We start from the raw sequence: 24005 nt of genomic DNA on the forward strand, positions 1-24005 counted from the left end.
ACCTTGTGAACAAGGTACAGGCCGAGAACGAACGATTAGAACGTATGAATGGGCGCGACTAGGCGCCATTGACAAGGAAACGCGAAATGACCGACGTGAAATCCCAAATCGACGAAACTGTCAAAGCCAACGACGTGGTGCTGTACATGAAAGGCACCAAAGAAATGCCCCAGTGCGGGTTTTCCTCGCGTGTGGCGGGCGTGCTGAACTATATGGGCGTCGAATATGCCGATGTGAACGTTCTGGCAGATGAAGCGGTACGTCAGGGCATCAAGGACTATTCGGACTGGCCGACCGTGCCTCAACTCTACGTCAAAGGCGAATTTGTCGGCGGTTGCGACATCATCACCGAGATGACGCTATCGGGCGAGCTGGACACTTTGTTCGATGAAAACGGTGTCGGCTACAACAAAGATGCCGCCGACAAGATCCGCGAAGCAAACGCCTGATTTATCGGCTGCTACAGTCCCTGAACAAGACCAGTTCGGGGGCTGTGCTGCCTTCGGCCTGATGGCTGATCGTGGCTTCCCACCCTTTGGACCGCAACGTGTAAGTTCCGTCCGCACCGGCAGATTCATAGCGTATGCCTGACCCACTTTCGGTTTGCTGCATCGCTATCAACTGGCCATCGATGACCATTGCGGCGGCACCTGTTCCGTCCGCAGCGTTGAAGTAGGCCACTGGTACCTGCGTGGCGTTCTCACATGAGAACGTCACCGTGAGTATGTCGATCTCTGCCAACGCCGCTGGAGCCCAAAGCGATAGCGCACAGGCGCAAAGAGAAACGCACTTCAGGCGTATCATACTGTTTTCTCTTCAATAACAGCCGCCAAAGCTTCCGCCCGCGCGGCCATTTCCGCCAGAGTATCCGTCACCGAAGGCGGTACCACCGCAACTTCGATCCGCTCTGGTTGAGGCTGAGGCATATTGCGCAGGCGGTTGAGCTCTGCCTCAACCTCGGCCAGTTTCGCTTCGGCCAGTTTCACGCGATCGTCCTGAGCTGCGGCCTTGTCAGCCAACATCAGGCCAGCCATCAGCAACATACGCGATTCAGGCATGCGCCCGATCTGATCCGACAGCACCTGCGCCTCATCGTCCAACAACTTGGCTGCGGCCTGCAGAAACGCTTCTTCCCCGTCCTGGCAAGAAACGTCAAAGCCGCGGCCACCGATATGAATGGTTACTTCGGGCATTATTCCACCTCTCCTTCAGCCAGTTTGGCGTGGGATAACAACGGCTCAAGTCGTGCGAGCACCGCATGCGCTTCAGCAGCGTCAGACGCCCGGGCAGCGCGGGTTGCTTCAAGCTCTGCCGCCGTCGCGCGGTTCAGCATTTCCGCATCAGCCACACCTTCTTCGGCGGCGGCCCGGAGTTCATCGACAACTGTACGCAATTGCTCGTTCGCGCCGCGCAGTCGTTGAAGGTCATCATCCAACCGGGACATTGCCGCACCATGACTGGCGCGTTCCGCGCGTAGCATCTCAAGCTCAGCGTTGAGTTCGGTCAGGCGTTCGCTGTCAACAAGCTCAGCACGCAACTGGCTGAGTTCCGCTTCCATCTCTTCAGCACGATCCGCAATCGGCGTCAGTTGCTCCACTTCCGCGCGCAGAGACTCGGCCTCTTCAGCCGCTCCTTGATAGCTACTCAGCGTTTCAATTTCTGCCTTCAGAGTTGCAACCTCGTCGCTGTTCTCAAGCGCAGCCTTTGCATCTGCCAACTCGGCCCGTGCGGCCTCAACCGTGGCCAGCTTGGATGTGGCTTCGGCCAATTGTACGCGCAGCGTTTCCGTTTCGTCGCTCTGGGGCGGTTGAGCGCGCATTGCGTCGATTTCCTGCGCATGGCGTTCCTTGAGCGTTTTGATCCGCTCTTCCAATTGCGCATTCGCCAAACGCTCTTCTTCTAGTGCGGCGCGTATCGCTGCGTCATCACCCCCTGTCGGAGTAATATTTTGCAACGACTCGACACCGCTGCCGATCCGCTCCATCGCAGTTATGATACGGCGTTGTAGTTCTTCGATCTGGCTCATGCCCCTGTCACCTCTTTACCAAGGTTCTCTCTGTCGCGCGCCTGCCCGAATCAAGGGTGGCGGCTCTAACCCCTAGTCTAACGGAATGTGACAGAAAATACCCACTGTTTGGTTTCAAGCACTTGCGCAGCACACTTGAAGCGCCACACAAAGGTAATATCGGGTTCTGCTTGCACTTTGACAGGCGGATGATATTCAGCGCCCCATCTGCCCGTAACCCAAAGGAATAACGCCCGTGGACCTGACTGCGCTGCGCACTGCAAACCCCGAACACTGGGACAAAGCTGCGGCCATCCGCACCCTGACCCTTGACGCCGTCGCCGCCGCCAATTCCGGCCATTCCGGCATGCCGATGGGCATGGCCGACGTCGCAACGGTGCTGTTTGAAAAGCACCTGAAATTCGACGCATCCGCCCCGAACTGGCCTGACCGCGACCGCTTTATCCTGTCTGCAGGTCACGGCTCGATGCTGGTTTATTCGCTGCTCTATCTCACCGGCCATGCCGATGTGACGCTGGACGAGATCAAGAACTTCCGCCAGCTGGGTGCAAAAACCGCCGGCCACCCCGAAAACTTCCTGATCGACGGGATCGAGACCACAACGGGCCCGCTGGGTCAGGGTATTTCGAATGCTGTTGGCTTCGCGATGGCAGAAGAGATTCAGCGCGCGCATTATGGCAAGAAAGTCGTCGATCACTATACCTATGTCATCGCTGGCGATGGCTGCCTGATGGAGGGCGTCAGCCAAGAGGCCATCACTCTGGCCGGTCGTCACGAACTCAGCAAACTGATCGTGTTCTGGGACAACAACAACATCACCATCGACGGCACCGTCGATATGGCCGACCGCACCGATCAGGTGCGCCGCTTTGCGGCCTCGGGCTGGCATGTCATCGAGATCGACGGCCATGACCCAAAGGCCATCGACGCCGCTATCGTTCAGGCCAAGAAGTCGAACAAACCGACCATGATTGCGTGCGAAAGCCATATCGCTCTGGGTCACGCAGCGCAGGACACTTCGAAAGGCCACGGTGCGCTGACGGATCAGGATCAGTTGCAAGCCGCGAAAGACGGCTACGGCTGGCCGCACGACGCGTTTGAGGTTCCGGCAAATGTCAAATCTGCATGGGAAGCCATCGGCGCACGCGGTGCTGCTGAGCGAGCAGCCTGGGAAGAGCGTTTTGCTCAGATCTCCGAGCGCAAGCAAGCCGAGTTCAACCGCGCCTACTTGTTCGAAGCCCCCAAGAAGCTGGCGGGCGCAATTCGCGCGTTCAAGAAACAGATGTCGGAAGACCAGCCTAAACTGGCGACCCGTGCCTCGTCGGAAAAGGTTCTGAACGTCGTTAACCCGATCATGACCGAAACCATTGGCGGCTCGGCTGACCTGACTGGCTCGAACAACACCAAGTCTGCGGATATGGGTGTGTTCCTGCCGGAAAACCGCAAGGGTCGCTACATCCACTATGGTATTCGTGAACACGGCATGGCCGCGGCGATGAACGGCATGGCACTACATGGCGGCATTCGTCCCTATGGCGGCACGTTCATGGCCTTCACCGACTATGCCCGTCCCTCGATGCGCCTAGCAGCGTTGATGAAAGTCCCGTCGGTCTTCGTGATGACCCATGACTCGATCGGTCTTGGCGAAGATGGCCCGACTCACCAGCCGGTCGAGCATCTTGCCATCTCGCGCGCGACGCCAAACACCTATGTGTTCCGCCCCGCTGATACGGTGGAAACGGCTGAGGCCTGGGAACTGGCGCTGACCTTCAAGGACAGCCCTTCGGTCCTGTCGCTGACCCGTCAAGGCGTGCCGACCGTGCGGACACAGCACAAAGGCAAGAACCTGACCGCACAAGGCGCCTATGTTCTGGCCGAGGCCGAAAGCAAACGTCAGGCCATACTGATCGCCACTGGCTCGGAGGTATCGCTGGCGATGGAAGCCAAAGCGACGCTCGAAGCCGAAGGCATCGGTACCCGCGTTGTATCCATGCCCTGCATGGAATTGTTCGCTGAGCAGGACGAAGCCTATCGCAAACGCGTTCTGCCTGCGGGCGCAGTGCGCGTGGGCATCGAGGCCGCCGTCCGTGCCGGAGGCTGGGACCGCTGGCTGCTAGGCGAGCGCGGACGTGAGGCCAAGGCCGGTTTCATCGGCATGTCCAGCTTTGGTGCATCAGCCCCTGCCGGCGAGTTGTACAAGCATTTCGGCATCACCGCCGAGGCCGCAGTTGCCAAGGTCAAAGAATTGCTGGGCTAGTTCTACAGAGCGTAAGCACAAGGCCCTGGTCAACACCGGGGCCTTTTTTGTTAAACGAAGATGATCACCGACTGCATGCCATCAACGACCAGATCGCCCTCGGTGTTCCACATCCGCATGACCTGAGAGCTGTAGCCGTCATGTCCGGCTGTCAGCTTATGTTCCATCAGCCACCAGCCATCACGGGTTTGAATGTCTTCGGACAACACATTGAATATCCAGTTCATTGACGAGTTGTTGCCCGGTTTTTTCAACGTCGGAAAAATGGCGGGTGGCAGCAGGTCAGCGATCGCGATCAAACCCTCGATCCGGCTCCGCATCTCGGCATCACTATGGCGCGCCCAGACTTTTACATAGCCATGTTCAGCCCCAGCGAATGGCCGTGCGCCTTCGATCAATCGAACATCAAAATTTTCTAGAAACGCGATGGGAAGCCTTGGCAGATTCGGTGGAAAATAGTGATCGGTCGCCTCTGGTAGCGTCTCTGCTTTCGCCGGAAGCGCAAACGCCACATGGCTGTCCTGCGCCTGCCCGAAAGTGAATGTCCCCAACGCGGCTGTTTTACCCTCAATCCTCGCCCGTGCACTGATCGTCGTGACATTCCGCCCTTTGCGAAGCACCTCGGTTTCGATCAGCGGAGGTGATCCTATGGGCGCGGTGAAATTGATCAGGGCCGAGCGCAAAGGTGGCAGATCGTCGACCGCATGTCTCGCTGCAGCCAGCAACAAGGCAGAAGAGAACCCGCCATATGTCGTGCGACCCTGCATCCAATTTGGCGGAACAGGAAACTGCAAATCCCCGTCAATGCGTTCTGAACTGCCAAGAACCTGGGAGAGGCTGAGTTTTGTCATGGATTTCACATTTGATGAGTTACGGCTGGACCATACTCTGCCCTTGCGGGCACGCCAGACGAAACCTCACGTCACATGATCTTGGTTTCAATGTCTTTTCGCCGAGCCCGAAAACGCGCTGATCGCCGGGGACAGAAACTTGGTTGCCAGGGGTATCAGAGCCAGCCCATAGGCCAGACCGAACACACCATCCATTGTCGCCTTGGCGATCCACTTTACCGCGCCGGCCCATTGCTCAGACACAATATGACTCGCTGCATAGGCCCAGTCGTAAATGAGATGACCCAGCCAGCCAAAGCCCAAAACCTCCATGCCGTGGATCATGATCGACCCGCCGACCCACAGCATCGCAGCGGTTCCGACGATTGACAAAACCTTCATGACAACGGGCATCGCCTTGACCAGACCCCTGCCCGTTCCGCGCCCAATCGGCGTCGGTGCGTTTTGCGCCAGATACAAACCGACATCATCCATCTTCACGATCAGTGCGACCGAGCCGTAGACCGCGACGGTCACGCCTATACCCACAACGGCCAGCGTCGCGGCTTGCATCCAGACGTTCGGAGCCTCAATGGCCGCCAAAGCGATGGTCATGATTTCAGCAGACAGGATGAAGTCGGTCTTGATCGCACCCTTCACCTTTTGCTCTTCCAGATGACCGGGATCGGGGTTTTTCATGTCCTCTTCGATCACCTTGCTCCCATGCGGGAACAGGACATGAAAAATCTTCTCAGCCCCCTCAAAGCACAGATAAGACCCCCCTATCATGAGCAGCGGCGTTATCAGCCATGGGGCAAAGTTTGCCAGCAGCAGCGCAACGGGCAGCAACAGAATGATCTTGTTGAAGATCGAACCCCGCGCGATCCGCCAGATGATCGGAAGTTCCCGCGCCGGAGCAAAACCCTGAACGTATTTGGGCGTCACTGCGGCGTCGTCGATGATTACACCAGCGGTCTTGGCCCCCGCCTTGCCGGCAGCAGCAACCACATCGTCAACCGAGGTTGCCGCGACCTTTGCAATGCCTGCCACGTCATCCAACAGGGCCAAAAGACCACTCATCGCGCTTCCTTTCCAATCGTCCGCTCGGATTGGACCCTACCTGATCCAACGGCTAGCGCAAGCGTTAGCGCAACCGGGTCAGGTTTGCGCTAACACCTTAAAAATATGCCAATTTTGCCCTTTTGGGATTCCACATTCGCGGCTATATGCGCAGCAACACAAGCGCATTTTGGAGACGTCGAATGACCATCAAGGTCGGTATCAATGGTTTTGGCCGCATTGGCCGCTGTACCCTGTCGCACATCGCCGCATCGGCGCGCAACGACATCGAAGTGATCAAAGTCAACGCCACCGGCCCGCTGGAAACCTCGGCGCATCTGCTGAAATACGACAGCGTCCACGGACGTTTTCCGCGTGAGGTCTCGATCGAAGGCAACACCATGGATCTGGGCCGCGGCCCGATGGAGATGTTTTCCACCTACGACATGAATGAGCTGGATTGGGAAGGCTGTGATGTCGTCTTGGAATGCACCGGCAAATTCAACGACGGCGTAAAGGCCAAGACCCACCTCGATCGTGGCGCGGGCAAAGTTCTGCTGTCGGCCCCTGGCAAGAATGTCGACAAAACCATCGTGTTCGGTGTGAACCACAACACGCTGACCGCGAATGACAACATGGTCTCGAACGGCTCCTGCACCACGAACTGCCTTGCTCCGCTTGCCAAGGTTCTGGACGAAGGCGTTGGCATCGAGCATGGCATCATGACCACCATCCACGCCTATACCGGCGACCAGCCGACACTCGACCGTCGCCACAGTGACCTCTATCGTGCTCGCGCGGCAGCCATGTCGATGATCCCGACCTCGACCGGTGCTGCGGCAGCACTTGGTGAGGTTCTGCCCAATCTGAAAGGTCGTCTGGATGGCTCGGCCATCCGCGTGCCCACCCCGAATGTTTCGGCCGTTGACCTGTCGTTCCGCGCGTCGCGCGACGTCACCGTTGAAGAGGTGAACGCCATCGTCGAAGAAGCCGCCAAAGGCCCGATGCAGCGCGTTCTGGGCTATGAGCCCGCGCCGCTGGTCTCGACCGATTTCAACCACACCGAAGAAAGCTCGATCTTTGCACCGGATCAGACCCGCGTGGTCGACAACCGCATGGTGCGTGTGTTGGCGTGGTATGACAACGAATGGGGCTTCTCGGTTCGTATGGCAGACGTTGCCGTTGCGATGGGCCGCCTTAACTGACCCTTCGCACATCGCTTGTACCCTTATGCCCGCTCAGGTTATCTGGGCGGGCATTTTCGTTCGGGGCAAACCCATGACCAATCAAATCGCCATCTGGCTCGGAGTTCTCATTCTTGGCGGCCTGATGTTGGATGTGGCTTTGTTCGGAACCGAGCACATGCTCTTTCTCGGCAAGAAGCTTTATGACTTCCTCGATTGGCTCGCCTTTTGGCGCTGACAGAGGTTTTGCTTGACTTTCGGCGCAATCTGTCATTGTTAGCGCTAACCATTCTTGGACGACATTCGGACGGAGCGCATCATGACACTCAAGCTGGCAATCAACGGATTTGGACGGATCGGACGCGGAGTTCTGCGCGCGGTGATGGAATCGGGCCGTACTGATGTCGAAATCGTCGCGATCAACGATCTGGCAAAACCGGAAATGAACGCGCATCTGTTTGAATTCGACAGCGTTCATGGCCGCTATCCCAACCCGGTCACTCTCAGCGACGCTGGTCTGGACGTGGGCGCTGGCCCCATCCGGCTGACCAGTGAACGCGACCCCGAAGCACTGGACTGGTCGGATGTGGATGTCGTTTTGGAGTGCACAGGCGTCTTCCGCACCCGCGAGGCGGCTGAGCGGCACCTAAAAAACGGATCGAAGAAAGTTCTGATCTCGGCCCCTGCCCGTGGCGATGGCGGGGTGAAGACCGTGGTGTTCGGCGTCAACGATCACGAGCTGACTGCCGACGACATTGTTGTCTCCAACGCTTCTTGCACCACCAACTGCCTGTCACCCGTCGCAGCGGCTTTGGATGCGGGACTGGGCATCAAGCATGGCAACATGACCACCGTCCATGCCTATACGGCCAGCCAGCCGGTGCATGATACTGCAGGCAAGGATCCCTACCTGTCTCGCGCGGCAGCTCTGTCGATGATCCCAACCACGACCGGTGCAGCATCGGCCGTCGGGTTGGTCCTGCCTCAATTGGCCGGAAAGCTGACCGGGCAAGCCATCCGTGTGCCGACGCCAAATGTCTCGGTCGTCGATCTCGTGGCCGAGGTTTCCCGGCCAACCACCGAGGATGAGGTCAACGCCCTGTTCGTCGAAGCCGCGGCGAAGATTCCTGGTGTATTGGCCGCCGAGACACGCCCACTGATCTCAATCGACTTCAATCACGACTCTCACAGCTCAACTGTATCCCTGGCGGAAACAAAAGTAACCGACGGAACTTTGGTTCGCGTACTCGCCTGGTATGACAATGAATGGGGTTTCTCGAACCGGATGCTGGACACCGCCACAGCGATGGGCGCTTTATCCTAAGCGCTCTCGCAGAGCAGCATTTACACGGGGCGTGACGAATTTCGACACGTCTCCGTCCAGCCGGGCGATTTCCTTCACCAGTTTCGAGGCAATCGCCTGATGCCGCGCTTCGGCCATCAAAAAGACCGTCTCAATCGAGTTGTCCAGCGCACGGTTCATTCCAACCATCTGGAATTCATACTCAAAATCCGCAACCGCCCGCAGACCACGCACAATGATCTGTGCCCCTACATCGCGGGCACAGTCAATCAGCAGGTTTTCGAAAGGATGCGCCACGATCTCGGTGCCGGTCTGTTCGGTGAGATGCGCGCATTCAGCCTCAATCATCGCCACGCGTTCTTCCAGTGAAAACAACGGCCCTTTGTCGCGATTGATTGCAACCCCGATTACAAGCTTGTCCACCAGAGCTGCGGCCCGACGGATGATATCGATATGACCCAAGGTGATCGGATCAAAGGTTCCAGGATATAATCCAACCCGCATCAGGCCCTCCTGCGCAATAATATTTCTGCGCTAGCAAACACATCTTTGCCGCAGGTGCAAGGGTCAGCTGTGCACCACGCGACCTCAGTGCCCCATAATCATGCCTTCAAGCGCGTCTTTTTCCATAGCAAGCTCAGCCAGTTGTGCCTTCACCGCATCGCCCAGCGTGACGATCCCGATCAGTTTGCCCTCTTCCACGACGGGCATGTGGCGAAACCGGCCTTCGGTCATGCGAGACAGAATGGCCTCAACCGTGTCCTGTCGCGTGGCCGTCACAAGGTCCTTGGTCATATAGGCGCTTACAGGCTTGCCGAGGCATCCGCTGCCGCTGGCTGCAAGTTCGCGCACAATATCACGTTCAGATAAAATGCCCGCCGCCGTCTGACCGCCGTCTTCGGAAATGACCACAGTACCAATCCGCTTGCTTGCCAGAATTTCGGCCGCCTGAGAGACCGTTGCTGATGGTTCGACCGTCACCACCTCGTCAGTGGCCTTGGATTTAAGAATGGCCTGAACAAGCATTAGCAAAACCTCCGGTATAACGTACTGTTTTCCAAAGCGTTGCCGGAATGTCTGAATGTGTCAAGGCGAAGCTTCCCGCTCAAGCCGCGCCACTTCGTCTCGCAGGCCACGAGTCAGGGCCTCGGCGAAGCGGTTCAACCGCTCATTGCGTTGGTCGCCCTGATGACGAACCAGATAGAACCCTCGGGTCAAACTTACCTGATCCGTCAGGATTTTCTGCAATCCCTTGTGAAACGGTAATGTGAAGTCATGTGCGACGCCGACACCCGAACCCAACGAGACCTGCCGCAGCTGCACCGACACTGAATTTGATGCAAGTGCGACACGCTCAATCCCAATATCGTTGAGATAGTCCAACTCACGATCAAAGATCATATCCGGGATATAGCCGATCATGCGATGATCACAGAGATCATTCACCGATCGGATTGGCGGATTGCGGTCGAGATAGGATTGAGCGGCAACGAGATGTAACTTGTAGTCCGTGATCTTCTGGACAAGCAATTTCCCGGCGGTCGGCGCACTAACTGTGATCGCCATATCGGCCTCGCGCCGGGACAGATTGATGATACGTGGAAGGGCCAGTATCTGGATATCCAGATCTGGATTGGCATCGCCGATCTTTGCGCAGACCTGCGGCAAAAGATAGTTGGCGCTGCCATCTGGCGCTCCGATGCGGATCTGACCACTTAACGATTTGGCCGAGCCGGACATGGCCCCCGCCGCTGCGCGCATCGCCTCTTCGGCCTGCTGCCCGTGATCCATCAACCGTTGGCCGGCAGTCGTCAGCACATATCCCTGCTGGGATTTCGTAAACAAAACCGCGTCCAATGCGGCTTCAAGCCGCGCAACCCTACGCCCCACCGTGGCCGGATCAATTTTGAGCATCCTGCCCGCCGCTGACAGGCTTTCCTCGCGTGCCACGGCTAGAAATACGCGCAGATCATCCCAGTTCGGTGTCATCTCGTGCCCTTTGCATTTTTGCAAAACTGATTTGAAACATTGCCTCTGTTCAATGGATTTTCGCAAGCCTATTCTGCGCGCAACTTTGTTTGGAGGAGTTTGCGATGAACGACCTGACCCATTTCATCAATGGTGAAAATGTCGCCGGCACATCGGGCCGTTTCGACGATGTGTTTAACCCCGCCACGGGCGAGGTGCAGTATAAATGTCCGATGGCCAGTGCGGCTGAAACCACTGCAGCCATAGAACACGCCGCTGCAGCCCAGGTTGCTTGGGGGGCCACCAACCCGCAAAAGCGCGCCCGCGTGATGATGGCCATGGTTGGCCTGATGAACCGCGATATGGACAAGCTGGCCGAAGCGCTCAGTCGCGAACACGGCAAGACCCTGCCCGACGCCAAGGGCGATCTGCAGCGCGGTCTTGAGGTGATCGAATACTGCATCGGTGCGCCTCAGATGTTGAAAGGTGAATTCACCGACAGCGCGGGCCCAGGCATCGATATGTACTCGATGCGCCAGCCGCTTGGTGTTGTTGCATCGATCATGCCGTTCAACTTCCCTGCCATGATGCCGTTGTGGCATGTTGGTCCGGCGCTGGCTTGTGGCAACGCCGTTGTGCTGAAGCCGTCCGAGCGCGACCCCTCGGTCCCCTTGATGCTGGCGGAACTGTTCATCGAAGCCGGTCTGCCCAAAGGCGTATTCCAGGTTGTGAATGGCGACAAAGAGGCCGTCGACACCCTGCTCGACAGCGAGATCATTCAGGGCGTTTCGTTCGTGGGCTCGACCCCGATTGCGCAGTATATCTATTCCCGTGCCACCGCTAACGGCAAGCGTGCGCAGTGCTTTGGTGGTGCAAAGAACCACATGATCGTCATGCCGGACGCCGATCTGGATCAAGCAGCTGACGCGCTGGTTGGAGCCGGTTTCGGCGCTGCGGGCGAACGCTGCATGGCAATCTCGGTTGCCGTTCCGGTGGGTGAAGAAACCGCCGACGCGCTGATCGAGAAGTTGATCCCCCGCGTCGAAAAGCTGAAGGTTGGTCCCTATACGGCTGGCGATGATGTGGACATGGGTCCGGTTGTGACCGGAGCCGCGAAAGAACGCATTCTTGGCCTGATCAACTCGGGCGTGGAACAGGGCGCGAAGCTGGTTGTCGATAACCGCGACTTCAGCCTGCAGGGCTATGAAGACGGCTTCTTCGTCGGTCCGCACCTGTTCGACAATGTCACGCCCGACATGGACATCTACAAGCAGGAAATCTTTGGCCCGGTTCTGTCCACCGTACGCGCCGGTTCGTATGAAGAGGCGCTGAAACTGGCGATGGATCATGAATACGGCAACGGCACCGCGATCTTCACTCGTGACGGTGATACGGCGCGCGACTTTGCCAGCCGAGTGAACATTGGCATGGTCGGCATCAACGTCCCAATCCCGGTGCCGCTGGCCTATCACACCTTTGGCGGCTGGAAGAAATCCATGTTCGGCGACCTGAACCAGCATGGCCCGGACAGCTTCAAGTTCTATACCCGCACGAAAACCGTCACCTCGCGCTGGCCCTCGGGCATCAAGGAAGGCGGCGAGTTCAACTTCAAAGCGATGGACTGATCGCTTTTGTCGCTATAACGCAAACCCGGCCATATTTGGCCGGGTTTTTCATTTCTCGGCCCAAATTCGCGCCAAGCCGCACCTCACAAGAAATTCAGCAGTGCCCCTCTGGAAAAATGAGGCAATCACCAATATTTTACCGCCAATTCGAATGCTCGAGCAGTTGATATTTCCGGAGGCAGCCTTGTCCCAAAATCGCATGAACCGCCGCTCTGCCCTGTTGGGGGTTGCATCACTGATTGCAACGCCTGCTTTGGTGCGCGCGCAAAGTCTGGACGCTTTCCCGCAGGATGAGGATGCGATCAGCACGCAGTTGCCGGTGCGCCGCAACGTCTCGTCGTTTTCGCAGCAGGACTGGCAGGATCATTTCGATGAGCTGGGCGTAGGCTGTTTGCTGGCCGACATTACCAGCCGCGCGGTGCACTATTGGGGACCGGACGGAACGTACAGGCTTTACCCAAGCTCGGTTCCGATGAGCGAGGAACTGACCAAGCGCGGCTATACCGAGGTGGTGCGCAAGCGCGAAAACCCAAGCTGGACCCCGACCGCATCGATGCGTGAACGTGATCCATCGCTGCCCGTCCGTATGGAAGGTGGCGATCCGGGTAACCCGCTGGGTACCCGCGCGATGTACCTGTCCTGGCCCGCCTATCTGGTGCATGGCACCCATGATACGCGTAAAATCGGCCGGCAGAGCTCATCGGGTTGCATCGGCCTTTATAACCAGCATGTAGAAGAACTGTATCCGCTGGTGCAGGTCGGCACTCAGGTGCGCCTGCTGTAATCAGCTAACGCTTTCAAAAAGAAGCCCCGGCCATTTGGACCGGGGCTTTGTGTTTAAAGGGGGTCTTAAAGGTTCACTCAGGCAAGATCACTTCGTCCACGACGTGTATAACGCCATTGCTCGCCTCGATATCAGCCTGAATAACTTCAGCCCCGTTCACCTTGACACCGTTCTTTGCGTTCACACTCAGACGATCACCCTGGACCGTGAGCACCTTCGCGCGCTTGCCTGCGATGTCGCCAGACATCACTTTGGCTGGCACCACGTGATAGGTCAGGATCGACACCAGTTGATCTTTGTTTTCGGGCAGAAGCAGCGTTTCCACCGTGCCTTCAGGCAATGCGGCAAAAGCCTCATCCGTGGGTGCAAAAACTGTAAACGGGCCCTCACCTTTCAGCGTGTCGACCAGACCTGCGGCCTGAACAGCAGCGACCAGAGTGTTGAATGACCCAGCAGAAACGGCGGTATCGACGATATCAGCAGCTTGCGCTTTGACCGGAAGTGTCAATGCGAGTGCGGCGGCGGCGCCCATGAATGTGCGGCGGAACATGGCTGTTAACTCCTCTCCAGCTTGTTATGGAGAGGGTTACGCGACACTGCGGCGTCCGGATCACATCCGGGTCAATTTTCTTTGATCTGAACCCATATGCTTTGCGCCCGGCCATCCTTCAGGAACGGCAACGCTTCAACGGCTTCGGGGTGATCCTGTTGTAGGTAGTACCCCGGCCAAAGCATTGAATATGCACCAGATTGCAGCAAGGCGTGCAGGATGTACTGCTCTCCCCACCCCGGGCAATCATAGAAAAACCGCTTGGGATATTCGTAGGGCAGAAAAACATCGTGGACATGGATCACAACACCCGGTTTCAGCGTGGGAATAATCCGGCAGAATAGGTGAGCCACGTCATTGCTCATCCGAACAACGTGGCTGGAGTCGATGAACAAAACGTCTCCGGCTCCGAGCTGTTCGAACATCGCCGGGTCGACCTCTTCCAACCGTTTCTGCTCAAAATGATCAACCACATGGGCGATATCGGCGCGGGGATAGGGATCGATCGCGGTGATTTCTGTCTGCAATCCACCGTCGACAATCGCCTGCCGCGTGACGCGGGTCGAGTTGCCGCAACCTACCTCGATCACGCGCTTCGGCTGGAACCTGCGGATCATCAGATACAGCGCGTCCGCATCCGGGCTGTCGTAATAGCCGTTCCCCAACCGATATCCGGTTTGATTACGTTCGAGGTCCTTCAACGCCTCAAGCGCCGCCTTGTGCTGCGCGTATTCCTCAACCAGCTGCGAGATGTCGAACTCCGCCATCCCCGGTGACAACGCATAGGCCGGGCGGGTCAGCCCCCCTGCCCGCTCAAACGCCTCAAGTCGCGCGCGTTCATCATTCTCGACAGATTTGTCGACCAGCTTTACCCCCAACTCATCAAGGGCTGCGTTGATCTGGGGAAATTTCCTGGGTTTCACGCGAAGCTCCACATTCGGTTCTGCCTGTTCCTTACCCGCGCCAGCGGGGCATTCGCAAGAACCCTGCACCTCAAACCCTTGGCAAAACGGAAATTTCCGTATTCACTGATCTGAATTGACGAACGAGGGCCGCCATGCAGCAGGAATTTACGATCGGTATCGAAGAGGAATATCTGCTGGTCGACTGCGACAGTCTGCAGCTGGCCGAAGCCCCCGAAGCGTTGATGGAGGCTTGTCAGGCAGATTTCGAGGGTCAGGTCAGCCCCGAATTCCTGCAATGCCAGATCGAGGTCGGAACCCGCCCACACGCGACAGTCAAAACCGCCCGAGAAGACCTGAAGCGCCTGCGATCATGCGTTTCAAAACGTGCGGCAGAGTACAACCTGGCCCCCATCGCCGTTTCGTGCCACCCGTTCGCGAATTGGAAAGATCAGCATCACACGCGCAAAGAACGCTATGATGCCTTGCAGCACGCGCTTGGCGGCGTGGCGCGTCGTATGCTGATCTGTGGAATGCATGTGCATGTGGGGGTGCAGGATCAGGCGCTACGTGCTGATCTGATGCCGCAACTGTCTTACTTTCTGCCCCACCTGTTGGCGTTGTCGACCTCATCACCCTATTGGAATGGCGAGGATACGGGCCTGTCCTCGTACCGGCTGACCGTATTCGACAATCTGCCCCGCACGGGTCTACCTCCTATTTTTGGCAGTTGGGGTGAATATGAACGGACAACAGGTGTTCTCGTCGAGCTGGGCGTGATCGAGGACACATCGAAAATCTGGTGGGATTTGCGCCCGTCACATCGTTTTCCGACGTTGGAAACCCGTATCATGGACGTGCAGCCCCGGTTGGAGCATACGCTATCTCTGGCCGCACTAGTACAGGCGCTGACCCGGATGTTATGCCGCCTGAAAGCCCGCAACCTACGGTGGCGACAGTACGATAAGTTCCTAATCGGCGAAAACCGCTGGCGCGCGCAACGCTATGGCGTGGGCGAAGGGTTGATCGATTTCGGCGACCGCGCGATCACGCCCATGGCTGATCTGATGGGTGAGTTGATGGGCATGCTGGCCGAAGATGCCGAGGCTTTGGGAACCATGACAGAACTCGCCCGCCTGCGTCAGATCGCCGAAAACGGCACTTCGGCCACGCGCCAGCGTCGTGCCTATGCCGAAGCCGTTGCGCGCGGAGAAGATCCGGGTATGGCCGTCGTGAAACACCTGATCGAGGAATTTCACGCGGACCTTTAGGCCTTAGGTCAGAGCCAAAATCTCTTTGATCCGATCCGCCACCGGCGCATAGAGATCGCGATCGGTCCAGTAGCCGTTGTGGGAAAACGGGTTCCACGAGGTAAAGATCTTGCCCGCGTTGATCGGCTTGTCCTTAAGGGCTCCACTATCAGACAATTGCTTGTAACGCGGCGCGCTTTTGCCCAGCGGAAAGCCCAGAACGTCATGCTTGTCGTAGTAGTTGTACCACCACGTCGGGAATTGCAGCGCCGCAGGCAGCGCGCTGTTGGGGGCCATGATGGGGAAAATATCGCTCTCGGGATAGGCAAACAGGAAAATCGGAATGTTGCACCCGAAGGTCACGAACCCGGCCACGGTTTTCATGTTCTCGACATCGGTCTGATGCACCGGCAAACCACCACCCGGCCGCATATGGCCTTGCATGTCGTAGATGTAGTTCGACATGATGTGCCCACCCAATGAATGGGCAAGGATCAGAACCGGACCATCAGGACCAACCTGATGTTTGACGACCCCCATCACATTCTCGATCTTTTGGTGGATGGCTTCATAGATTTTGTCCCCATCGTCCGGCGTCGGACGATAAGACGCTGCATCCGAGAGGTTGCACACCACAAACTCACGTAGCTTGTCATAACCCAGACTGCGATTGATCTTTTTCAGATAGTCTTTCTGCCGCCCCTGCAGGATCTGCGCCCAGACGACCTCATGCCAGATAACGTGGCTCATATCCGCGCCCACCCGGTTCGAGACGCGTCGTTTGAGGCCTTTTGAAAAGGTCGGGGTCGTGGATGCGGGCTGTCCCTGCGGTTTGTGCTGGCTGCCCATTCCGTGAATCACAATCACGGCCAGTTTGTGTGAGGCCATCAGAATACTCCAAGAAATTGATCCGTAGAATGCCCGCAGTATAGCGCAGCCCCCCATTTCCCCCAAACATGGCCGCAGCGTTTGCCGACGTTGAAAAATTTCTGTAAGGATTGAAGAATAAAACGCTCGTTCAATTCTGCAGAATACAGGGACCACAGCTATGGATTTCGCACTGACCGAAGAACAGACAGCCATCTTCGACATGGCCTATGCCTTTGGCCAAGACCATATCGCCCCATACGCGCGACAGTGGGAAGCTGACGGCACCATCCCGAAAGAGCTTTGGCCTAAGATCGGAGAACTTGGGTTCGGTGCCCTATACGTTTCTGAAGAAAGCTGCGGATCAGGGCTGAGCCGCCTGGATGCGACCTTGGTGTTCGAGGCGTTGTCGATGGCTTGCCCCTCGGTCGCGGCGTTCCTGTCGATCCACAATATGTGTGCCAAGATGCTGGACAGCTTTGCCAGCGATGAACTGAAATCCAGGATCATGCCGGGCATTCTCAGCCTTGAAACGGTTCTCAGCTATTGCCTGACAGAACCCGGTTCGGGGTCGGACGCAGCCGCCCTGAAAACCCGCGCTGAACGAACCAATGAAGGCTATACCCTGAACGGCTCCAAAGCCTTCATCTCGGGTGGCGGTTATTCGGACGCTTATGTCTGCATGGTCCGCACTGGCGAAGATGGCCCCAAGGGAATTTCGACAGTCTACGTCGAAGACGGAACCTCTGGCCTCAGTTTTGGGGCATTAGAACAGAAGATGGGCTGGAAGAGCCAACCCACGGCGCAGGTTCAGTTTGATGACTGCAAAATCCCCTCCGGCAATTTGGTTGGCGCAGAAGGCGACGGTTTCAAATACGCCATGATGGGACTTGACGGCGGGCGATTGAACATCGCGTCGTGTTCGTTGGGGGCCGCTCAGAACGGGCTGGATATGACCCTGCAATACATGTCCGAACGCAAGGCCTTCGGTCAGTCCATTGATCAGTTCCAGGCCCTGCAATTCCGCCTTGCGGATATGGAGATCGAATTGCAGGCCGCCCGCACCTTTCTGCGGCAGGCTGCGTGGAAACTGGATCAGGGCGCGCCCGACGCCACCAAGTTCTGCGCCATGGCGAAGAAATTCGTGACCGAGACGGGATCGAAGGTAGTGGACCAGTGCCTGCAGCTGCATGGCGGCTACGGCTATCTTGCGGATTATGGCATCGAAAAGCTTGTGCGTGATCTGCGCGTGCATCAGATACTTGAGGGTACGAACGAGATCATGCGCGTCATCGTCGCGCGCCAGATGCTTGCCAACCGCTGAGGACCTTATGGCTGACATTGACATCCGCACCGTGGGGCGCGCCGGGCGCATTACTCTGACACGTCCAAAAGCCTTGAATGCGATGAGCTATGAGATGTGCATGGCCATCGACACCGCCCTGCGTAACTGGCGTGAGGATGATGCAGTCGACCTGATCATCTTTGATGCCGAAGGCGATAAAGCATTCTGCGCCGGCGGCGACATTGCCGACCTTTATGCCACCGGAACCAAGGGAGATTACGACTACGGCCGCACATTCTGGCGCGACGAATACCGACTGAACGCGATGATTTTTGAGTATCCCAAACCGGTGATCAGCTTCCTGCAGGGTTTCACCATGGGGGGCGGTGTGGGCATCGGTTGCCATGGTAGTCATCGCATCGTTGGCGAAAGCTCAAAGATATCAATGCCGGAATGCTCGATCGGCCTTATCCCGGATGTGGGCGGCTCGCTGATGCTGGCTCTGGCCCCTGGGCGTCTGGGTGAATATCTGGGCACAACCGGCCATCGCATGGGCCCCGCAGATGCCATATATGCGGGCTTTGCCGATCACTTCATTCCGCAAGACCGTTGGCCGGACCTTATCGAACTCCTGGAGGCTTCAGGCCGCGCGAACGTCATCGAAGAGCACGTTGATACACCACCCGAGGGAACACTGGCCGATATACAACCGCAGATCGATGCCTTCTTCGACGGTGAAAGCCTGACCGATATTCTGAATGGTCTACGCAGCGACGGCAAAGAATTTTCGACGAAAATTCTCGACGGCCTCAAACGGAATTCTCCGATTTCGATGGCCTGTACTGTCGAAATGCTGCATCGGCTGCGCGGAGCAAACCTGACGATGCGTAGGGCTTTGGATATGGAGTATCGCTTTACTTATCGCGCGATGGAGCACGGTGATTTTCTGGAAGGCATCCGCGCGCAGATCATTGACAAGGATCGCAACCCGCGCTGGCAATTTGCCGATATGAACGTACCTGCAGTAGCGGTCGCAAACATGCTGCAGCCTTTGGGCGAAAGCGCGCTGAGTTTTTCGGAGGAATAAGAGATGAAAATTGCATTCATTGGACTGGGCAACATGGGCGCTCCGATGGCGGCGAATCTGGCGGCTGCCGGGCATGATGTGGTCGGCTTCGATCAGGCCGATGTGACCGTTGAGGGCGTGACCATGGCCTCATCTGGGGCCGAAGCCGCTGCAACCGCAGAAGCTGTCATCACAATGCTGCCCAACGGGCAGATCCTGCGGGCGGTTGCGGATGAGGTCATCCCGGCGATGACCCAAGGTGCGGTACTCATCGATTGCTCAACCGTAGATGTCGACAGCGCGCGCGCCGTGGCACAGCAGGCTTCCGATGCAGGTCTTCGGGCCGTTGATGCGCCTGTATCCGGCGGGATCGGTGGGGCGGCTGCAGGAACCTTGACCTTCATGGCCGGCGGTTCTGACGACGCCTTTGCCAAGGCTGCCCCCCTGTTCGACATCATGGGTCAGAAAGCGGTCCACTGTGGTGAGGCCGGTGCCGGTCAAGCCGCCAAGATCTGCAACAACATGATCCTTGGCGTTACCATGATAGCCACCTGCGAGGCCTTCGCGCTGGCCGATAAGCTCGGGCTGGACCGGCAAAAGATGTTTGACGTGGTCAGCACCTCATCTGGCTATAGCTGGACGATGAATGCCTATTGCCCCGCACCCGGTGTCGGGCCGCAAAGCCCGGCAGACAACGACTATCAACCCGGCTTCGCGGCTGAGCTGATGCTCAAGGACTTGCGGCTAAGCCAGCAGGCGGCGGACAGCGCCGATGCTGACACGCCAATGGGACAGGTCGCCACCGCTCTGTATGAGCAGTTTGTCGAACAGGAAAACGGTCTGGGCCGCGACTTCAGCGCGATGCTACCTCGGTTCGAAACGCGCGGCCGAAAGTAAGATCTCGGCGGCGTTTTGCCCAACGGATTGAAAGCCATTGGGCATGCCACCATCTGGATGATACAGGCACAGCCAAAAGGCCAAAGGACCGTATCATGACGAAATTTCTGGTAACGACTGCGACACTTGCTGCGCTGGCCTTGGCCCCTGGCGTGGCTATCGCCAAAAACAAAGGCGGGCATTGCCCGCCGGGCCTGGCCAAGAAATCCGTGCCCTGCGTTCCTCCGGGGCAGGCCAAAAAGATCTATCGCAATGGAGAGTTCATCGCGCGGGATTACCGTTGGATTGACAATCCCTATCGGTATGGTCTGAACCGCAATGATTACTACCTGCGCGCAGGGGATTATGTATATCGTGTTGATCCCGAAACACGCAAAGTCCTGAACCTGATTGGCGCTGTCGTCGACATCCTGAACTGAACCCCGGCACCAAGGGGGGGTCGTGTAACTCTGTTTTGAAGTTTTTCGAAACAGCCATAAATTACACAACTATAGGGATAATTCCCAAATTTTGACGCAATCTTACGTCAGCAAGTTCCTCATTGTTGTGAGGATTATGCATGAGTAACGACGGCGCGATTTTTCAGTTTCGAGGCCCGTGGAATGTCCCGATAGAATTTCATCAAAGCCTGATCTTTTTGGTCTTGATCATCGTTGGATTCAGCTTTGATCCCGAGACTTTGCCTTACGCATTGGGGTTTGTGGCCATTCTTCTGGGCTCCATCCTGCTGCATGAGCTAGGGCACGCCTGGGGGTGTCTGGTGCAGGATGTGCCGGTCAAACGCATCGTGTTGTATGGAGGTGGCGGGTATTGTGAGCACCGCCGCTCAACCACTTCTTACGAAGACGAATTGATCGTAGCCATGGGCCCGATCGTGAATCTTACGCTATGGGCTTCGTGCTCGTTGCTGGAACCATTCGTCACTTCACCAAATCTTTCGTGGATCCTGACGGTAACGGCAGACCTGAATCTCTGGCTGGCACTCTTCAACCTGCTGCCCCTTATGCCATTGGATGGCGGGCGTTTGTTTCATGCCGTGCTGCACCGGTTCTTACCGCCCCGTGCAGCAACGCGCATTGCCGGGTTTGTCGGGTTGATCGGAGTGTTTTTGTGGGTACCGCTGATGGTCTTTGCATATGTCAGCTTCGGTTTCGTCTTTTTGTTCTTCCCGCCGATTCTTCGCCATTGGTATATGGCGCGATACGCACAATATTAATCCCCGATTGGCCACAGACTATTCGGCGGCCACACGCTCGGCATTCAGCATCGGTTTGAGGTATCGGCCAGTATGGCTACGTTCGCATTCTGCGACGTCTTCCGGCGTACCTTCTGCCACGATCTGCCCTCCTCCGTCGCCACCTTCGGGACCGATATCGATGATCCAGTCTGCGGTTTTTACAACGTCCAGATTGTGTTCAATCACAACAACCGTGTTGCCCTGATCTACCAGCTCATGGAGCACTTCCAATAACTTACGTACGTCTTCAAAATGCAGACCGGTCGTGGGCTCATCAAGAATATAGAGCGTTCGTCCCGTCGAACGCTTTGACAGTTCTTTCGACAGCTTCACCCGTTGAGCTTCACCACCCGACAAGGTCGTAGCCTGTTGTCCAACCTTGATATAGCCCAGCCCGACTCGCGCCAACGCATCCATCTTGTCCCGGATCGACGGCACGGCCTTGAAGAATTCCTGAGCATCTTCCACAGTCATATCAAGCACATCCGCGATGGACTTGCCCTTGAACTTGATTTCGAGGGTCTCGCGATTGTAGCGCGCGCCTTTGCAAGTTTCGCAGGTGACATAGACGTCGGGCAGAAAGTGCATCTCGATCTTGATAACGCCGTCGCCCTGGCAGGCCTCACAACGCCCACCTTTGACGTTGAAGCTGAAGCGACCGGGTTTATACCCGCGAGCCTTCGCTTCGGGTAAACCGGCAAACCAGTCACGGATCGGGGTGAAGGCCCCGGTATAAGTTGCTGGATTCGAACGCGGAGTCCGCCCAATCGGGCGTTGATCGATATCAATCACCTTGTCCAGATGTTCCAGCCCCTTGATCGTTTCGCAGGGTGCAGGTGTTTGCCGCGCTCCGTTCAATCGCATCGACGCGGTCTTGAACAGGGTCTCGATGGTCAGCGTCGACTTGCCGCCACCGGACACACCGGTCACGCAAACAAACTTGCCTAACGGAAACTCGGCCGTCACGTTCTTGAGGTTGTTTCCGGTCGCCTTGACCACCGTCACCTTCTGTTTCTTGCCCTTCCGCCGCTCGGATGGCACCGCAATCTCACGCGTGCCCGACAAATACTGGCCCGTAATCGAGGCTGCATCTCCGGCAATGTGATCCGGCGTACCGTGACTGACCACCTGCCCGCCATGCACCCCGGCCCCGGGGCCGATATCGAAGACGTAGTCAGCCTCGCGAATGGCCTCCTCATCATGCTCCACGACGATGACGGTGTTGCCCTGGTCGCGCAGGTTCTTGAGCGTACCCAGCAGCCGGTCATTGTCACGTTGGTGCAGGCCGATTGATGGCTCGTCCAGCACGTACAAAACTCCGGTCAGGCCCGAGCCGATCTGACTGGCCAAGCGGATGCGTTGGCTCTCACCACCAGACAGGGTGCCACTCGAACGTGATAGCGTAAGATATTCCAAACCCACGTTATTTAGAAATCCGAGGCGTTCGCGAATTTCCTTCAGAATCGCACGAGCAATCTCGTTTTTCTGCGTGCTCAGATGGTTGGGCGCATCCTCAACCCATGCAAGCGCTTCGCGGATCGACATCTCAACCACCTGCCCCACATGCAGGCCAGCAATCTTCACAGCCAGAGCCTCAGCCCGTAGACGATACCCCTCGCATGTGCCGCAAGGACGGTTGTTCTGGTACCGCTCGAACTCCTCCCGAATCCACGCGCTGTCTGTTTCCCTATAACGGCGTTCCATATTGGGAATGACGCCCTCAAAGGTGCGGGTGACCTGATAAACGCGGCCACCTTCATCATAACGGAACTGGATTTCTTCATCGCCCGACCCGCGCAGAAATACCTGCTGCACGTTCTTGGGCAGGTCTTTCCACGGCGTGTTCTTGTCGAACTCGTAATGCCGCGCGATGGCTTCGATGGTTTGCAGGAAATATGGTGACTTTCCCTTGCGCCAAGGTGCCAAGGCACCGTCATACAGCTTTAACGTCTGATCCGGCACCACAAGGCGTTCGTCAAAGAACAGCTCGACGCCAAGCCCATCACAATCCGGGCACGCGCCAAACGGAGCATTGAATGAAAACAAGCGTGGCTCGATCTCAGGGATTGTGAAACCACTGACAGGACAGGCAAAATTCTCGCTGAACGTGATACGCTCCGGGTCACCCTCTTTCGGGGCCGTTTCGAGAATCGCAATCCCGTCGGCCAGATCCAAGGCAGTGCGCAAGCTATCGGCCAAGCGCGTTTCCATGCCTTCGCGCACCACCAGACGATCGACCACGACATCGATGTCATGACGAAACTTCTTGTCTAACGTTGGTGGTTCATCCAGTTCGTAGAACTCACCATCCACTTTGACGCGCTGGAACCCCTGCTTGCGCAGCTCAAGGAACTCCTTTTTGTACTCACCCTTCCGGTCCCGCACGATGGGCGCCAGCAGATAGCCGCGCGTGCCCTCCTCCATCGTCATGATCCGGTCGACCATGTCCTGCACCTGCTGCGCCTCAATCGGTAACCCTGTGGCCGGGCTGTAGGGCGTTCCGGCGCGGGCGAAGAGCAGTCGCAGATAATCGTAGATCTCGGTTACGGTGCCCACTGTCGAACGGGGGTTTTTCGAGGTTGTCTTCTGCTCAATCGAAATCGCGGGGCTCAGACCGCTGATGTGATCCACATCGGGCTTTTCCATCATGTCGAGGAACTGGCGCGCGTAGGCCGACAGGCTTTCGACATAGCGGCGCTGGCCCTCGGCATAAATCGTGTCAAACGCCAGCGAAGACTTGCCAGAGCCCGACAGGCCGGTGATCACCACCAGCTGATCCCGCGGAATGTCGACATCGATGCTCTTGAGGTTATGTTCGCGCGCGCCGCGCACCTCGATATTCTTCAGCTCAGCCATTTCGGCCCCCAACAACCAGTGCCTATCAGAAATAGGCGAGCGACGGTGAGTCTCCAACC

25 protein-coding genes are annotated in these 24005 nt (G+C 57.2%); 13 read left to right on the forward strand and 12 right to left on the reverse strand.

Annotation, left to right across the window (positions count from 1 at the left end; all coding sequences use genetic code 11):
* Nucleotides 1–86 precede the first annotated feature (86 nt).
* A complete protein-coding gene (grxD, locus tag ACR3EM_RS06105) occupies nucleotides 87–449 on the forward strand; it encodes a Grx4 family monothiol glutaredoxin (protein ID WP_480469910.1) in 363 nt (120 codons plus the stop codon).
* A 1-nt stretch (nucleotide 450) separates the two neighbouring features.
* Here grxD and ACR3EM_RS06110 read toward each other — a convergent pair whose 3' ends face one another.
* From ACR3EM_RS06110 to ACR3EM_RS06120, 3 genes are read right to left on the reverse strand one after another with little or no spacing between them, the layout of a single operon-like run.
* A complete protein-coding gene (locus ACR3EM_RS06110) occupies nucleotides 451–804 on the reverse strand; it encodes an MliC family protein (protein ID WP_480469911.1) in 354 nt (117 codons plus the stop codon).
* Nucleotides 801–1193, reverse strand: coding sequence for a cell division protein ZapA (locus tag ACR3EM_RS06115; protein WP_480469912.1), 393 nt, complete (start codon nucleotides 1191–1193; stop codon nucleotides 801–803). Before ACR3EM_RS06115 ends, ACR3EM_RS06110 begins: the two co-directional genes overlap by 4 nt.
* Nucleotides 1193–2026, reverse strand: coding sequence for a hypothetical protein (locus ACR3EM_RS06120; protein WP_480469913.1), 834 nt, complete (start codon nucleotides 2024–2026; stop codon nucleotides 1193–1195). The genes ACR3EM_RS06115 and ACR3EM_RS06120 overlap by 1 nt, the downstream gene beginning before the upstream one ends.
* 235 nt (nucleotides 2027–2261) lie before the next feature.
* Here ACR3EM_RS06120 and tkt point away from each other — a divergent pair, with 235 nt between their 5' ends.
* On the forward strand, nucleotides 2262–4283 hold the full coding sequence (tkt, locus tag ACR3EM_RS06125; protein ID WP_480469914.1) for a transketolase: 2022 nt from the start codon (nucleotides 2262–2264) through the stop codon (nucleotides 4281–4283).
* A gap of 50 nt (nucleotides 4284–4333) precedes the next feature.
* Here the strand turns inward: tkt and ACR3EM_RS06130 are convergent, their stop codons facing one another.
* Both ACR3EM_RS06130 and ACR3EM_RS06135 read right to left on the reverse strand, forming a co-directional pair.
* Nucleotides 4334–5134 carry a thioesterase family protein gene (locus ACR3EM_RS06130; protein ID WP_480469915.1) on the reverse strand — a complete coding sequence of 267 codons (801 nt, stop codon included), beginning with the start codon at nucleotides 5132–5134 and terminating at the stop codon, nucleotides 4334–4336.
* An 87-nt stretch (nucleotides 5135–5221) separates the two neighbouring features.
* Nucleotides 5222–6193, reverse strand: coding sequence for a DUF808 domain-containing protein (locus tag ACR3EM_RS06135; protein WP_480469916.1), 972 nt, complete (start codon nucleotides 6191–6193; stop codon nucleotides 5222–5224).
* A gap of 182 nt (nucleotides 6194–6375) precedes the next feature.
* On the opposite strand from ACR3EM_RS06135, the gene gap (ACR3EM_RS06140) reads away from it, so the two are divergent.
* From gap (ACR3EM_RS06140) to gap (ACR3EM_RS06150), 3 genes are all read left to right on the forward strand, one after another.
* Nucleotides 6376–7377: a type I glyceraldehyde-3-phosphate dehydrogenase gene (gap, locus tag ACR3EM_RS06140; RefSeq protein ID WP_480469917.1), complete on the forward strand. Its 1002-nt coding sequence runs from the start codon at nucleotides 6376–6378 to the stop codon at nucleotides 7375–7377.
* A 73-nt stretch (nucleotides 7378–7450) separates the two neighbouring features.
* Entirely contained in the window at nucleotides 7451–7594 is a 144-nt protein-coding gene (locus ACR3EM_RS06145) for a hypothetical protein (protein ID WP_480469918.1), read from the forward strand.
* An 81-nt stretch (nucleotides 7595–7675) separates the two neighbouring features.
* Complete coding sequence (gene gap / locus ACR3EM_RS06150; protein ID WP_480469919.1) at nucleotides 7676–8680, forward strand: type I glyceraldehyde-3-phosphate dehydrogenase; 1005 nt, start codon at nucleotides 7676–7678, stop codon at nucleotides 8678–8680.
* Here the strand turns inward: gap (ACR3EM_RS06150) and coaD are convergent.
* The 3 genes from coaD to ACR3EM_RS06165 form a co-directional block, all read right to left on the reverse strand.
* A complete protein-coding gene (gene coaD, locus ACR3EM_RS06155) occupies nucleotides 8672–9163 on the reverse strand; it encodes a pantetheine-phosphate adenylyltransferase (RefSeq protein WP_480469920.1) in 492 nt (163 codons plus the stop codon). The genes gap (ACR3EM_RS06150) and coaD overlap by 9 nt on opposite strands.
* A gap of 84 nt (nucleotides 9164–9247) precedes the next feature.
* The gene (locus ACR3EM_RS06160; protein ID WP_480469921.1) at nucleotides 9248–9685 is read right to left on the reverse strand and encodes a CBS domain-containing protein; all 438 of its coding nucleotides are present in this window, start codon (nucleotides 9683–9685) and stop codon (nucleotides 9248–9250) included.
* 60 nt (nucleotides 9686–9745) lie between these two features.
* Complete coding sequence (locus ACR3EM_RS06165; RefSeq protein WP_480469922.1) at nucleotides 9746–10648, reverse strand: LysR family transcriptional regulator; 903 nt, start codon at nucleotides 10646–10648, stop codon at nucleotides 9746–9748.
* Between the two features lie 104 nt (nucleotides 10649–10752).
* Between ACR3EM_RS06165 and ACR3EM_RS06170 the strand changes: the two genes are divergently transcribed.
* A complete protein-coding gene (locus tag ACR3EM_RS06170; RefSeq protein ID WP_480469923.1) occupies nucleotides 10753–12252 on the forward strand; it encodes a CoA-acylating methylmalonate-semialdehyde dehydrogenase in 1500 nt (499 codons plus the stop codon).
* A gap of 199 nt (nucleotides 12253–12451) precedes the next feature.
* On the forward strand, nucleotides 12452–13036 hold the full coding sequence (locus ACR3EM_RS06175; protein WP_480469924.1) for a L,D-transpeptidase: 585 nt from the start codon (nucleotides 12452–12454) through the stop codon (nucleotides 13034–13036).
* 73 nt (nucleotides 13037–13109) lie between these two features.
* Here ACR3EM_RS06175 and ACR3EM_RS06180 read toward each other — a convergent pair whose 3' ends face one another.
* Both ACR3EM_RS06180 and ACR3EM_RS06185 read right to left on the reverse strand, forming a co-directional pair.
* Nucleotides 13110–13586 carry a fasciclin domain-containing protein gene (locus ACR3EM_RS06180; RefSeq protein ID WP_480469925.1) on the reverse strand — a complete coding sequence of 159 codons (477 nt, stop codon included), beginning with the start codon at nucleotides 13584–13586 and terminating at the stop codon, nucleotides 13110–13112.
* Nucleotides 13587–13657: 71 nt separating this feature from the next.
* Nucleotides 13658–14509: a class I SAM-dependent methyltransferase gene (locus tag ACR3EM_RS06185; RefSeq protein ID WP_480469926.1), complete on the reverse strand. Its 852-nt coding sequence runs from the start codon at nucleotides 14507–14509 to the stop codon at nucleotides 13658–13660.
* 134 nt (nucleotides 14510–14643) lie between these two features.
* Between ACR3EM_RS06185 and ACR3EM_RS06190 the strand changes: the two genes are divergently transcribed.
* The gene (locus tag ACR3EM_RS06190) at nucleotides 14644–15759 is read left to right on the forward strand and encodes a carboxylate-amine ligase (RefSeq protein WP_480469927.1); all 1116 of its coding nucleotides are present in this window, start codon (nucleotides 14644–14646) and stop codon (nucleotides 15757–15759) included.
* 3 nt (nucleotides 15760–15762) lie between these two features.
* Here ACR3EM_RS06190 and ACR3EM_RS06195 read toward each other — a convergent pair whose 3' ends face one another.
* Nucleotides 15763–16626: a hypothetical protein gene (locus tag ACR3EM_RS06195; protein ID WP_480469928.1), complete on the reverse strand. Its 864-nt coding sequence runs from the start codon at nucleotides 16624–16626 to the stop codon at nucleotides 15763–15765.
* A gap of 160 nt (nucleotides 16627–16786) precedes the next feature.
* Between ACR3EM_RS06195 and ACR3EM_RS06200 the strand changes: the two genes are divergently transcribed.
* From ACR3EM_RS06200 to ACR3EM_RS06220, 5 genes are all read left to right on the forward strand, one after another.
* Nucleotides 16787–17929, forward strand: coding sequence for an acyl-CoA dehydrogenase family protein (locus ACR3EM_RS06200; protein ID WP_480469929.1), 1143 nt, complete (start codon nucleotides 16787–16789; stop codon nucleotides 17927–17929).
* A 7-nt stretch (nucleotides 17930–17936) separates the two neighbouring features.
* Complete coding sequence (locus ACR3EM_RS06205) at nucleotides 17937–18977, forward strand: enoyl-CoA hydratase/isomerase family protein (RefSeq protein WP_480469930.1); 1041 nt, start codon at nucleotides 17937–17939, stop codon at nucleotides 18975–18977.
* A gap of 3 nt (nucleotides 18978–18980) precedes the next feature.
* Nucleotides 18981–19853 (forward strand): 3-hydroxyisobutyrate dehydrogenase, encoded by an 873-nt coding sequence (gene mmsB, locus ACR3EM_RS06210; protein WP_480469931.1) that lies wholly within the window; start codon nucleotides 18981–18983, stop codon nucleotides 19851–19853.
* A gap of 95 nt (nucleotides 19854–19948) precedes the next feature.
* Nucleotides 19949–20272 carry a hypothetical protein gene (locus ACR3EM_RS06215; protein ID WP_480469932.1) on the forward strand — a complete coding sequence of 108 codons (324 nt, stop codon included), beginning with the start codon at nucleotides 19949–19951 and terminating at the stop codon, nucleotides 20270–20272.
* A 140-nt stretch (nucleotides 20273–20412) separates the two neighbouring features.
* Nucleotides 20413–21069 carry a site-2 protease family protein gene (locus ACR3EM_RS06220; protein ID WP_480469933.1) on the forward strand — a complete coding sequence of 219 codons (657 nt, stop codon included), beginning with the start codon at nucleotides 20413–20415 and terminating at the stop codon, nucleotides 21067–21069.
* A gap of 18 nt (nucleotides 21070–21087) precedes the next feature.
* Here the strand turns inward: ACR3EM_RS06220 and uvrA are convergent, their stop codons facing one another.
* Complete coding sequence (gene uvrA, locus ACR3EM_RS06225; RefSeq protein ID WP_480469934.1) at nucleotides 21088–23946, reverse strand: excinuclease ABC subunit UvrA; 2859 nt, start codon at nucleotides 23944–23946, stop codon at nucleotides 21088–21090.
* Between the last annotated feature and the right edge of the window lie 59 nt (nucleotides 23947–24005).

This window comes from Ruegeria sp. AH3 (assembly GCF_056536265.1).

Coding starts and splice junctions, on each gene's coding strand:
- grxD (WP_480469910.1), top strand. CDS start 87: ATGACCGACGTGAAATCCCAAATCGACGAAACTGTCAAAGCCAACGAC.
- ACR3EM_RS06110 (WP_480469911.1), bottom strand. CDS start 804: ATGATACGCCTGAAGTGCGTTTCTCTTTGCGCCTGTGCGCTATCGCTT.
- ACR3EM_RS06115 (WP_480469912.1), bottom strand. CDS start 1,193: ATGCCCGAAGTAACCATTCATATCGGTGGCCGCGGCTTTGACGTTTCT.
- ACR3EM_RS06120 (WP_480469913.1), bottom strand. CDS start 2,026: ATGAGCCAGATCGAAGAACTACAACGCCGTATCATAACTGCGATGGAG.
- ACR3EM_RS06130 (WP_480469915.1), bottom strand. CDS start 5,134: ATGACAAAACTCAGCCTCTCCCAGGTTCTTGGCAGTTCAGAACGCATT.
- ACR3EM_RS06135 (WP_480469916.1), bottom strand. CDS start 6,193: ATGAGTGGTCTTTTGGCCCTGTTGGATGACGTGGCAGGCATTGCAAAG.
- gap (WP_480469917.1), top strand. CDS start 6,376: ATGACCATCAAGGTCGGTATCAATGGTTTTGGCCGCATTGGCCGCTGT.
- ACR3EM_RS06145 (WP_480469918.1), top strand. CDS start 7,451: ATGACCAATCAAATCGCCATCTGGCTCGGAGTTCTCATTCTTGGCGGC.
- gap (WP_480469919.1), top strand. CDS start 7,676: ATGACACTCAAGCTGGCAATCAACGGATTTGGACGGATCGGACGCGGA.
- coaD (WP_480469920.1), bottom strand. CDS start 9,163: ATGCGGGTTGGATTATATCCTGGAACCTTTGATCCGATCACCTTGGGT.
- ACR3EM_RS06160 (WP_480469921.1), bottom strand. CDS start 9,685: ATGCTTGTTCAGGCCATTCTTAAATCCAAGGCCACTGACGAGGTGGTG.
- ACR3EM_RS06165 (WP_480469922.1), bottom strand. CDS start 10,648: ATGACACCGAACTGGGATGATCTGCGCGTATTTCTAGCCGTGGCACGC.
- ACR3EM_RS06170 (WP_480469923.1), top strand. CDS start 10,753: ATGAACGACCTGACCCATTTCATCAATGGTGAAAATGTCGCCGGCACA.
- ACR3EM_RS06175 (WP_480469924.1), top strand. CDS start 12,452: ATGAACCGCCGCTCTGCCCTGTTGGGGGTTGCATCACTGATTGCAACG.
- ACR3EM_RS06180 (WP_480469925.1), bottom strand. CDS start 13,586: ATGTTCCGCCGCACATTCATGGGCGCCGCCGCCGCACTCGCATTGACA.
- ACR3EM_RS06190 (WP_480469927.1), top strand. CDS start 14,644: ATGCAGCAGGAATTTACGATCGGTATCGAAGAGGAATATCTGCTGGTC.
- ACR3EM_RS06195 (WP_480469928.1), bottom strand. CDS start 16,626: ATGGCCTCACACAAACTGGCCGTGATTGTGATTCACGGAATGGGCAGC.
- ACR3EM_RS06200 (WP_480469929.1), top strand. CDS start 16,787: ATGGATTTCGCACTGACCGAAGAACAGACAGCCATCTTCGACATGGCC.
- ACR3EM_RS06205 (WP_480469930.1), top strand. CDS start 17,937: ATGGCTGACATTGACATCCGCACCGTGGGGCGCGCCGGGCGCATTACT.
- mmsB (WP_480469931.1), top strand. CDS start 18,981: ATGAAAATTGCATTCATTGGACTGGGCAACATGGGCGCTCCGATGGCG.
- ACR3EM_RS06215 (WP_480469932.1), top strand. CDS start 19,949: ATGACGAAATTTCTGGTAACGACTGCGACACTTGCTGCGCTGGCCTTG.
- ACR3EM_RS06220 (WP_480469933.1), top strand. CDS start 20,413: ATGAGTAACGACGGCGCGATTTTTCAGTTTCGAGGCCCGTGGAATGTC.
- uvrA (WP_480469934.1), bottom strand. CDS start 23,946: ATGGCTGAGCTGAAGAATATCGAGGTGCGCGGCGCGCGCGAACATAAC.